Annotated in this window: 11 protein-coding genes; 3 read left to right on the top strand and 8 right to left on the bottom strand. The window is 57.5% G+C overall.

The window, feature by feature from the left end:
- Window positions 1–154: 154 nt before the first annotated feature.
- Complete coding sequence (gene mdtG / locus HMPREF9538_RS18885) at window positions 155–1381, top strand: multidrug efflux MFS transporter MdtG (protein WP_002898984.1); 1227 nt, start codon at window positions 155–157, stop codon at window positions 1379–1381.
- A 91-nt stretch (window positions 1382–1472) separates the two neighbouring features.
- Complete coding sequence (locus tag HMPREF9538_RS18880) at window positions 1473–1859, top strand: MysB family protein (protein WP_002898981.1); 387 nt, start codon at window positions 1473–1475, stop codon at window positions 1857–1859.
- Here the strand turns inward: HMPREF9538_RS18880 and HMPREF9538_RS18875 are convergent, their stop codons facing one another.
- From HMPREF9538_RS18875 to mdoG, 3 genes are all read right to left on the bottom strand, one after another.
- On the bottom strand, window positions 1860–2087 hold the full coding sequence (locus tag HMPREF9538_RS18875) for a YceK/YidQ family lipoprotein (RefSeq protein ID WP_002898978.1): 228 nt from the start codon (window positions 2085–2087) through the stop codon (window positions 1860–1862).
- Window positions 2088–2153: 66 nt separating this feature from the next.
- The gene (gene mdoH / locus HMPREF9538_RS18870) at window positions 2154–4682 is read right to left on the bottom strand and encodes a glucans biosynthesis glucosyltransferase MdoH (RefSeq protein ID WP_009484524.1); all 2529 of its coding nucleotides are present in this window, start codon (window positions 4680–4682) and stop codon (window positions 2154–2156) included.
- Window positions 4675–6228: a glucans biosynthesis protein MdoG gene (gene mdoG, locus HMPREF9538_RS18865; RefSeq protein ID WP_004140751.1), complete on the bottom strand. Its 1554-nt coding sequence runs from the start codon at window positions 6226–6228 to the stop codon at window positions 4675–4677. The genes mdoH and mdoG overlap by 8 nt, the downstream gene beginning before the upstream one ends.
- A 251-nt stretch (window positions 6229–6479) precedes the next feature.
- Here mdoG and mdoC point away from each other — a divergent pair, with 251 nt between their 5' ends.
- Window positions 6480–7640: a glucans biosynthesis protein MdoC gene (gene mdoC / locus HMPREF9538_RS18860; RefSeq protein WP_002898962.1), complete on the top strand. Its 1161-nt coding sequence runs from the start codon at window positions 6480–6482 to the stop codon at window positions 7638–7640.
- A 34-nt stretch (window positions 7641–7674) separates the two neighbouring features.
- Here the strand turns inward: mdoC and HMPREF9538_RS18855 are convergent, their stop codons facing one another.
- The 5 genes from HMPREF9538_RS18855 to HMPREF9538_RS18835 all read right to left on the bottom strand — a co-directional run bounded on the left by HMPREF9538_RS18855 (window position 7675) and on the right by HMPREF9538_RS18835 (window position 10912).
- Window positions 7675–8268, bottom strand: a complete 594-nt coding sequence (locus tag HMPREF9538_RS18855) for a TetR/AcrR family transcriptional regulator (RefSeq protein WP_004179313.1) — start codon at window positions 8266–8268, stop codon at window positions 7675–7677.
- Window positions 8269–8334: 66 nt separating this feature from the next.
- The gene (ymdB, locus tag HMPREF9538_RS18850; RefSeq protein WP_009484525.1) at window positions 8335–8862 is read right to left on the bottom strand and encodes an O-acetyl-ADP-ribose deacetylase; all 528 of its coding nucleotides are present in this window, start codon (window positions 8860–8862) and stop codon (window positions 8335–8337) included.
- 149 nt (window positions 8863–9011) lie between these two features.
- Window positions 9012–9494 (bottom strand): DUF1097 domain-containing protein, encoded by a 483-nt coding sequence (locus HMPREF9538_RS18845; RefSeq protein WP_004191006.1) that lies wholly within the window; start codon window positions 9492–9494, stop codon window positions 9012–9014.
- 103 nt (window positions 9495–9597) lie between these two features.
- A complete protein-coding gene (locus HMPREF9538_RS18840; protein ID WP_004140758.1) occupies window positions 9598–10152 on the bottom strand; it encodes a TorD/DmsD family molecular chaperone in 555 nt (184 codons plus the stop codon).
- A gap of 22 nt (window positions 10153–10174) precedes the next feature.
- The gene (locus HMPREF9538_RS18835; protein ID WP_004140764.1) at window positions 10175–10912 is read right to left on the bottom strand and encodes a phosphatase; all 738 of its coding nucleotides are present in this window, start codon (window positions 10910–10912) and stop codon (window positions 10175–10177) included.
- Window positions 10913–10989: the final 77 nt, after the last annotated feature.

Here is a 10989-nt window from a genome sequence, read left to right on the forward strand (position 1 = left end):
CCGGCCGGGGGGGGGGAAGCTTCGCCGCTCAGGCTTTAGGCTCTCCTTTAGCTTTAAAAGCTCTCCTCCATTGCGGCATCTATTTCTCAGGCGCATAATTAGCAGGCTCATATTTTCTCTTAATTTGACCTGCCGCGCAGGCCAGTGGAACCCTATGTCGTCTGCTGAAACCCCCATTAACTGGAAACGAAACCTGACCGTGACCTGGCTTGGCTGCTTTTTAACCGGCGCCGCCTTCAGCCTGGTCATGCCCTTTCTGCCACTCTACGTCGAACAGCTCGGCGTCACCGGGCATAGCGCCCTGAACATGTGGTCCGGGCTGGTCTTTAGTATTACCTTTCTTTTCTCTGCCATCGCCTCGCCGTTCTGGGGGGGGCTTGCTGATCGCAAGGGGAGAAAAATCATGCTGCTGCGTTCCGCCCTCGGGATGGCCATCGTGATGATGCTGATGGGAATGGCGCAGAATATCTGGCAGTTTCTGCTGCTGCGCGCATTGCTCGGCCTGCTGGGCGGTTTTATTCCTAACGCCAACGCCCTGATCGCCACCCAGATCCCGCGCCATAAAAGCGGCTGGGCGCTGGGGACACTGTCTACCGGCGCGGTAAGCGGCGCCCTGCTCGGCCCGCTGGCAGGTGGCTTCCTGGCCGACCACTGGGGATTGCGCACCGTCTTCTTTATGACCGCGGCGGTACTATTTATCTGTTTCTTGTTTACCCTGTTTTTAATCCGCGAAAATTTTGTGCCGATCGCCAGGAAAGAGATGCTCAGTGCCAGAGAGGTGTTCTCCTCGCTGCAGAATCCCAAACTGGTGCTCAGCCTGTTTGTGACCTCGCTGATAATCCAGGTGGCCACCGGTTCCATTGCGCCGATCCTGACGCTTTATGTACGCGATCTCGCGGGCAACGTCAGTAACATCGCCTTTATCAGCGGAATGATCGCCTCGGTGCCGGGCATTGCCGCGCTGATGAGCGCCCCGCGGCTGGGCAAACTGGGGGATCGCATCGGGCCGGAAAAAATCCTCATCGTCGCGCTGATTATCTCGGTGCTACTCCTGATCCCGATGTCGTTCGTTCAGACCCCGCTGCAGTTAGGTATCCTGCGATTCCTGCTCGGCGCCGCGGACGGCGCGCTGCTGCCGGCGGTGCAAACCCTGCTGGTGTACAACTCGACCAGCCAGATCTCCGGGCGAATCTTCAGCTATAACCAGTCTTTCCGCGATATTGGCAACGTTACCGGCCCCCTGATTGGCGCGTCGGTTTCCGCTAACTATGGCTTCCGCGCTGTATTTCTGGTCACCGCAGGGGTGGTATTATTTAATGCGATCTACTCCACCCTCAGCCTGCGTCGGCCAGCCGCGGATACTTCGCATTCAGTAAATTAACGTCGAGAGGGGCTCTGTCCCTTGACGCCGTGCGTACCGCCTTCTATAGATTGAATCGTGTTCAATTCATATTCTTCTCAGGAGATTCGCTATGCCAAAGGATTCGATGTTCTACGCCACGCTTGAAGAAGCTATTGATGCAGCACGTGAAGAATTTCTCGCCAACAACCCTGACAGCGATGAAGAGAGCGCCAACGTTGAGCAGCTCAACATTCAAAAGTATGTGCTGCAGGATGGCGATATCGCCTGGCAGGCCGAATTTTTTGCTGACGAAGAGGAACAAGGCGAATGCCTCCCGATGCTCAGCGGCGAAGCCGCGCAGAGCGTCTTCGACGGGGATTATGATGAGATAGAGCTGCGTCAGGAGTGGCTGGAGGAAAATACGCTCCACGAATGGGATGAAGGCGAATTTCAGCTCGAGCCCTCGCTGGACACCGAAGAGGGGCAGACGGCAGCCGACGAGTGGGACGAGCGTTAATCAGTTATAGGGGCCGTGGCTGGCGTCCAGAGGCAGCAGAAGCGTATCAAATACCAGCGAGAACGGTAGGTCAAGAATGGTGAGATAGCGCCATGCCGAATCGCGAACATCCCACTGTACGCCCGGGTAATATTGATTGCCATGCCCCTGCCCGGGCACCGTACGGCTGATAATGCTGCCGCAGCCGCTGAGCAGCAGCGCCATGGCAATGATCGGTAGTATTCGCATCCACATCCTCGTATTTCAGATAAAAAAATACCGGCATCGCTGCCGGTATTTTCCTTAACGTACGGCTTATTTCGTTTTCAGCGCCAGCGGGTTAAGCGCCAACTGCTGATAGGCGTTCACCCATGAAGAGTATTTCTCCGGCGCGGCCCATACGCGATAGTGCAGACGCGACATGGTTACCGGGTCGCTCAACAGCACCAGTCGACGATCGCGGTTCAGCTTATCCGGCGTTTCATTCAGCGCCTGCTCGACATGGCGCTCGCGGGCGATCTCCAGGATATGCCCCTGACGGTGGCGCGCAGTGGCCATTGCGGTGGCGAGGGCGTTAAACGACGGGTTAAACACCGCGTGCATAAAGCCATCGTCCAGCGAACGCTGACGGTTCATCGTCAGGTACGCATCGGTATCCTTGAGCACCTGCGGCGGCGAATACTCTTCCGGGATCAGGAACAGCTTCCAGCGCTTGGTGCGCAGGCCCACTGTCGTCCGGCTGGAAATCGCCGATACGAACGGCGAGAGGATCAGCGAGACAACAATCGGCGCCAGCCAGAACAGGAAGCGTAGATCCAGCCATGCCATCCCGACCGCCCACACCAGCCCCAGCAGCAGCTGCGAGCCGTGGCGCATAAAGGCTTCCCCCCACGGCGTGGAGTCATCATCACGCTGCGGCGAATTCCATACCACCTCCCAGCCGAGGAAGGCGCTGACCACGAAGACCGTGTGGAACAGCATACGGACCGGCGCCAGCAGGACCGAGAACAGGACCTCCAGCAGCAGTGAAAGCGTGACGCGGATAAATCCGCCGTACTCTTTCGGCCCTTTACACCACACCAGAATAATACTCAGCAGCTTCGGCAGGAACAGCAGCACCATGGTCGAAGCGAACAGCGCGATGGCCAGCTCAGGCCGCCACTGCGGCCACACCGGGAACAGCTGACGCGGCTGCAGGAAGTACTGCGGTTCGGTCAGGGCATGCACCACCTGCAACGCCGTCGACAGGGCAAGGAACATAAACCACAGCGGCGCCGACAGGTAGGACATCACGCCGGTAAGGAACACCGCCCGGTGAACCGGGTGCATCCCTCTGACTAGGAACAGGCGGAAGTTCATCAGGTTGCCCTGACACCAGCGACGGTCGCGTTTCAGCTCGTCCAGCAGGTTCGGCGGCAGCTCCTCATAGGAGCCCGGCAGATCGTAGGCAATCCACACCCCCCAGCCGGCACGGCGCATCAGCGCGGCTTCGACGAAGTCGTGCGACAGGATCGACCCGGCAAAGTTGCCCTCGCCCGGCAGCGGCGCCAGCGCGCAGTGCTCAATGAACGGCTTCACGCGGATAATGGCGTTGTGGCCCCAGTAGTGGGACTCCCCCAACTGCCAGAAGTGCAGACCCGCCGTAAACAGCGGACCGTACACCCGGGTGGCAAACTGCTGGCAACGCGCATACAGCGTGTCCATGCCCGAGGCGCGCGGGGAAGACTGAATGATCCCGGCATTCGGGTTCGCTTCCATCAGGCGCACCAGGCTGCTCAAACACTCACCGGTCATCACCGAGTCAGCGTCCAGCACCACCATATAGCTATACTGGCTGCCCCAGCGGCGGCAGAAGTCATCGATGTTGCCGCTCTTACGCTTCACTCGACGACGACGGCGGCGGTAGAAGATCTGCCCTTCGCCCTGCACTTCGGCAATCAGCTCCATCCACGCCTTTTGCTCAGCCACACAGATATCGGGGTTATAGCTATCGCTGAGGATATAGACGTCGAAATGAGCGGCGTTACCGGTCGCTTTCACCGACTCCCAGGTCGCCCGCAGGCCGGCGAAAACGCGGTCAACGTCTTCGTTACAGATCGGCATTATCAGCGCCGTACGGTGCGCCGGGTTCAACGGTTCGTCACCGACCGTCGAGGCGGAAATACTGTACTTATCGCGGCCGATCAATAGCTGCAGGAAGCCCATTAACGCGGTCCAGAAGCCGGCGGAAACCCAGCAGAACAGCACCGCGAAGAGGATCAGAATGCCGCTCTGCAACACGTACGGCAGCAGCTGCATGAACGAGATCCACAGGTTCTGCCCCACCATGTCGGCCGGGTTGATCAGCGCCCAGCCCTGATAAGGCAGAATGGTTTTCATATACCAGGTGGCCACTACGGTCTGCGACAGCGTCAGCAGCAGCAGGATATAGCGACGAATGGTGCCGACGGTACGCCATTTTTGCTCACTCTCGCGCTCTTCTTGCGTCAGACGGGAGAGATAGCGTGGCGTGACATCGCGTCCGCGCAGACGGTCCCAGAAGCGGCCGACCGGGTTGGTACGCCACGGGTCCGGGATCATTGAGGAGCGCTTGGCTTTAGGCATCGCATGCAGCTGAGTACGGCCTTCATCGTCCTTCACCAGCTGATCGCCAGACAGCGAATCCGGCCAGCTATGCGCCAGCCGTGCCTTGACCGACCCCAGCGGGGAGTCGTCTTCGCGGGCGAAGGTCTGATGGTCGTCATCCAGGGCCTGATGAACGGCCTGCAGGCTGGTGTCCGGCAGCGCCGATTTCTCGGCGTCCGACAGCGGCAATGCGTCAATGTACTTTGTTATCTTATTCATTGGCAGGCAGCTGATAGCTCCAGGTTTCGCTCAACGTGTCATCACCGTTAACCAGCGCGGCGCGCATTTCCGTCGTTTTCTTCGGATCTTTCACCTTCAAACGCAGGATCATTCGCCAGCCTTTGGTCACCGGATTGTAACGCACGGTATTTTCAACGATTTCAGCGTTATCGCCGGTACTCGCCTGGGCGGCGACCGGGGTATCCGCCGGCAGTTTTTTCATATCGGCGCCGGTGAAGTCGACAATGAAAGCAATGGTGCCGTCCGGCTGGCGGATCAGGTTCGACTGCTTCACGTCGCCGGTAGAGCGGCGGGTCTGCATAACGTAAGCGTTATCCGGCGCATGCAGCTTGTCTTCATCGCGGCTGAAGGTGATGGTGTACTTGAAGTTCATCTCCTTGCCCGGCTCCGGCAGCTGATCCGGCGTCCAGTAAGTCACGATGTTATCGTTGGTTTCATCGTTGGTCGGGATTTCAACCAGTTCGATTTTCCCTTTGCCCCACTCCCCTTTCGGGGTGATCCAGGCGCTCGGACGCAGGTCATAACGATCGTCGAGATCCTCGAAGCGCGAGAACTGACGGCCGCGCTGCAGCAGGCCGAACCCTTGCGGGTTTTCCATCGCATAGCTGCTAACGGCAAGGTGTTTCGGGTTGTTCAGCGGACGCCAGATCCACTCGCCGTTACCGGCCAGGATCGACAGACCATTGGAGTCGTGTAGCGCCGGACGATAGTTAAGCGCCGGAGAAGGCTGGTTGGAACCGAACAGGAACATGCTGGTCAGCGGCGCCACGCCCAGTTTGCCCACTTTGTCACGCAGGTAAACTTTGGACTGGACATCTACCACGGTGTCGCGTCCCGGCATGATGACAAAGCGATAAGCGCCGGTTGCCCGCGGGGAGTCCAGCAGCGCATAGATAGTCAGACGTTTGTCGGTGGCTTTAGGACGCTCGATCCAGAACTCGCGAAAACGCGGGAACTCTTCGCCGGACGGCAGCGCGGTATCGATAGCCAGGCCGCGCGCGGACAGGCCGTAAACCTGACCCTGACCCAGCACGCGGAAGTAGCTGGCACCGAGCATGCTGACGATCTCATCGTTCTTATCTTTGCTATTGATCGGATACAGTACTTTGAAGCCGGCGAAACCGAGGTCTTTCACCGTGTCTTTATCGTGCTGAACGTTACCAAAGTTAAAATAGTCCGGGCTATATTTAATTTTGCGCACGCTGGTGGCCGTCACTTCATTGATGGTGACCGGCGTGTCGAAGTACATACCCTGATGGTAAAATTCAAGCTTGAATGGGGTTTTCTGGTTATTCCAGTAAGCTTTATCGTGATTAAACTGAATTTGCTGGTAATCCGCGTATTTCATGTCGCGGAAAGCGGAGGGCAGGTTACTCTTCGGCGCTTCATAGCCTTTCCCGGCTAACGTTTTGGCCTCTTTTGCAACGTCATCAATGCTAAATGCCCATGCAGATGAAGTACACAGGGACAACATTACGGCTGCGCTTAACCAACGCATTTTCATCATCTGTGGTTTATGTTTCATATAAGTAAGCACTTCCCCCTTTGTGTGCTTAAATCGATCCGATCTATTTTAATGGAAACTCAGGCAATCCGACAACATAATCCCTGCTTTGTTCAGCGTAGCGGCGCAGGGAATAAACAGTTCGCTATCCCGTTTGCACTTTGCGTGCTTATCCTGGAGACAGGTACCCCGAGTTCATGTAGGGTTGCTGATAATGTAAGCGTTATCATCTTGAGTGATAAGACGAATTATCTGAGATTGTCGTGAATCGTATGAATAATACTCCGGTACAGCGTGAATATTTCTTCGACAGCATCCGCGCCTGGCTGATGCTGCTGGGGATCCCTTTCCACATTTCGCTGATCTATTCCAGCCACAGCTGGCATGTCAACAGCGCTGAGCCCTCGTGGTGGTTGACGCTGTTTAATGACTTCATCCATGCCTTCCGGATGCAGGTCTTTTTCGTCATCTCCGGCTATTTCTCCTACATGCTGTTCCTGCGCTACCCGTTGAAAAAGTGGTGGAAAGTGCGCGTCGAACGGGTCGGTATTCCGATGCTGACCGCTATCCCACTGCTGACGCTGCCGCAGTTTATTATGCTGCAGTACGTCAACGGCAAGGCGGAAAACTGGCACACCCTTTCCGGGTACGACAAATTTAACACCCTGGCGTGGGAGCTTATTTCCCACCTGTGGTTTTTACTGGTGCTGGTGGTGCTGACCTCGCTGGGCGTGGTGCTGTTTAAATGGCTGACGCGCCGCCCGGCAGGGGGTGCCTCAGCCTTTGGTGACACTGTCACTATGGGCCAGCTAACGATGATTTTCCTTGCGCTGGGGGTGCTTTACGCGCTGATCCGCCGATCGCTGTTCCTGATTTACCCGCCGCTGCTTAGCAATGGTCTGTTTAACTTTGTGGTGATGCAGACGCTGTTCTATCTTCCCTTCTTTGTGCTGGGGGCGCAGACCTTTATTAATCCGCGTCTGAAGGCGATGTTTACCACCCCGTCACCATGGTGCTGCGCAGCGGCGCTGCTGGGATTTATCGCCTACCGGCTGAACCAGCAGTACGGCTCCGGCGACGGCTGGATGTATGAAACGGAATCGGTGATCACCATGGTGCTTGGGCTGTGGATGGTCAATGTGGTCTTTTCGCTCGGCCATCGCCTGCTGAACTTCCAGTCGGCGCGTGTAACCTATTTCGTCAATGCTTCGCTGTTTATTTACCTGGTGCACCATCCGCTGACGCTGCTGTACGGGGCGTGGATCACCCCGGTCATTAAGTCCAATACCTTAGGCTTTATTGGCGGGTTGGTTTTTGTGGTGGGTATTGCCCTGATCCTGTATGAAATTCACCTGCGCATTCCGCTGCTGCGTTTCCTGTTCTCCGGTAAACCGATGAACAAACCGGCCAAAACCCCAGCCTCGGCCAGCTAACCATTAGCCTGTGCGGCACGCCAGGCGTGCCGTATTATGCCTGCTCGTCAAAAAGCCGGTCGAAAATCATATTGTACAGGGCTTCTAAATCTGCCTTATCGACCGGGGTGGAGGCGCTCAGCTCACAGCGGTAGGCTGCCCCCTCTGTCAGAACGGCGATGAGCTCTGATGCGGCATTGCGTCGCGCATCGCTGAGCCCGGGATGGTAGCGCTGCGACAGGCGACCGCCCTCCTCTTTCAACCGCCGATCGGCCTGCATCAGGATCTCACGCAAGCGTGGGTTACGCGAGGCCTCGGCATTGATCTCCATCAGCAGATAATTATCGCTTTTGGTGGCTGCCGACGTCGGGATCCTGCCGGCCAAAACCGCCGCTTTACGCGCCAGATTGTGGTTCTCATCGATCATCTCCCCGACTCTGGCGTTGACGATTTCGCTAACAATCGCTTCGATGATCGCTTCCTTGCTGGCAAAAATGCGATATAGCTGACCGACGCTCAGGCCCGCTTCCCGGGCGATATCGGCGACGGAAGCGCCGTGCAGCCCCTTTTCAGCGAAACATTTTTGCGCAGCGACAACGATCTCCGCGCGGCGCGCCTGCTGTTTCTGCTGGACTTTTCCTTCTGACACCCTGCTCCCTCCTGCTACCCATCATTCCCGTCAAGACTGGCGGTTATCATAGCCTATTCTGTTGAATCAGGGGTATGACGCCAGCAGGCGGCGATAGATAGCCGCCGTTTCCTCGTCAAAACAGACGAACAGGACGCGCTCAAGAGGGTTATAGCGAGTGAGAAACGCGGTGACGGTGCGCACGGCGATCGCCGCCGCTTCCTCTTTCGGATAGCCATACACGCCGGTGCTTATCGCCGGAAACGCAATGGAGCGATAGTTGTTTGCCGAGGCCAACTGCAGACTGTTTTTGTAAGCATCGGCCAGGGTTTGCGCCTCCATGCGGTCACCGCCGTGCCAGACCGGGCCCACGGTGTGGATCACCGCGCTGGCCGGCAGATTGCCGGCAATAGTAATTACCGCATGCCCGGGAGGGCATTCGCCCTGCTGCTGCAGCACCTGCTTGCAAGCCGCCAGCAGCGCGGGACCGGCCGCCCGGGGGATGGCCCCGTCTACTCCGCCACCACCCAGCAGCGAGGGATTTGCCGCATTAACAATCACATCGACATCAAGTGTCGTAATATCGCCGAGAATTACCTCAGGTTTAACAGCCATTTCTCCTCCTGTCGGCATAGCGTGTGGATACGGCTTTCTGCCGATACTAGGGCATTCTCGCCTGCGGGAGCAAGATTATCGCTTTGTCCGGTGACGAGAAGATAAAAAAACAGGACCCGTAAGGTCCTGTTTTTTAGTCGTCCCGCCGATCAGGCGTTGTCGTTGACGAACAATTTATGCTTATCCGCACGGGCCGCCAGCCACAGGCCACTATTTTTCATGGCATAGCCAAAGACCAGACCCAGCGCCAGGGAAGGGATCACCAGACGCCAGTCGCCGTCTGCCGCGAAGGTCGCGCAGGCGCCGATAAAGGTGCCCGGGACAAACGACAGTAGCGTCCGTCGCGCCTGAATGCACATCAGGAAGGCGACCACACCGGTCATCATATAGCTGAGGATCTGCACCTGTGGCGCCAGCGCGCTACCGTGGATAATCACTAACGCCCAGGCCACGCCGCTCATCACCGTGCAGGACGAGATGGCCAGCCCTTTCAAGCCGCCCTGCGGGCAGGCGAAATAGGCCGTACAGCCGAGGAATCCGGCCCAGCTCAGCAGGCCGAGAGCGACCGCCACCCACCCCCAAATCCCGGAGAGGATGCCTGTCGTTAATGCGATTGCGAAGAGTATGTTCATGGCGCGTATCCTAGCAGATACGCGCCGGAAGAATGCGATCTAAAACACAGTATATGAATGAACTTTCTTTCAGTTTCATTCAAACAGTGATTTACATCACATATTATTGCTCATCTTCTTCCTGAAGCTCGTCCCACATCGCGGCGATGGCGTCGCGGGTCAACGGCGCCATGGTGCGCCAGAACGGCGTGTGCGCATGGGCTTCGACTTTCCCCAGCATCGTCCCGCACCACGGCAGGATATAGTCGGCGAACAGGAGCTCCAGCGTCTCGCTCTGGTCTTCTGCGGCATGATCCTCCAGCCAGGAGGCGGCCAGCAGCAGCGAGCCGAGATGATCCGCCGGACCTTCCCCTGTCGGGATGCCGTGTTCGCTCAGAAAAGCCCGAACTTCCGCTTCCGAGGAACCCTCCACCCACGCGCTACGGTACGGCGGGACGCTGCAGGCTTCACCGACGAACAGCGCATTATAGTCCGTCGCCAGGGATTGCATTTCACAGCTTTTCTGCAGACGCGCCAGCAGCTCGTCCTGCTCAAGCGGCCAGCTGGCGGCCAGTTTGCCCTCGCGGATCAGGGTAAACAACGGCACCAGCAGCGGGTCCTGCGGTTGACGGTAATACAGCGAACCCAGCACGCGGCAGAGGATTGAAAACTCGTTCATTCAGTTATTCCAGTTATACAAATTAAAGGTCAGCAAATTCCGGGATCGCCGGCATGCCCCGCGACTCGAGGAAGTTAAGCAGGCGACGCGGAGAAACGTTGAGGATCCTCTCCTCCGGGAAATCGACCGCATCAAGGATCTTGCGGCATTCGGTAAACTCCCCGAGGGTAAAGGCGGTGTGAGAGTCCGAGCCCAGCGCCACCCATCCCCCGGCATCACGCACTGCGGCGGCGATGGCCCGGCAGTTGTCTTCACTGCCCACGCGCGATGATACGAATGAGGAGTTATTAATCTCCAGCGCCACCTGGTAGCGAGCCGCCGCTTCGGCAATCGCCGGGATATCCACCGGGAATTTCGGATTACCCGGATGGCTAATCATATGCACTTTACCGCTGGCCATCGCGGCTATCATCGCCTGTGTATGGGTGTCACGATCCTGCGGCGGAAACACCGGCTCATGAAATCCGGCGATGATCAGATCGAGGGAAGTCAACATCGGTCCGGAACAGTCGATCTCGCCTTCAATATTTTTAATATTCGACTCAATACCGCGCAGGATCCCCACCCCGTCTACCAGGCGGGGCCAGATGCGCATATTAACGAAGTGCCAGTAGTGCGGAGCATCCGCCATGTCCGGGCCGTGGTCGGTGATGGCGAAGAGTTTGATCCCTTTACGCTTTGCTTCCGCAATATAATCGTGCAGGGTGCTGTAGGCATGGGTGCTGGCGACGGTATGCATGTGCAGGTCAACGGGATACATCACATTCTCCTCTTCTGTTTGCCGCAAGAATAGCAGGAAACCGGGCTATTGATTAGCAAAAACCCCCCCCCCCGCGG

The sequence above is a fragment of the Klebsiella sp. MS 92-3 genome (assembly GCF_000195655.1).
GTDB lineage: Bacteria > Pseudomonadota > Gammaproteobacteria > Enterobacterales > Enterobacteriaceae > Klebsiella > Klebsiella pneumoniae.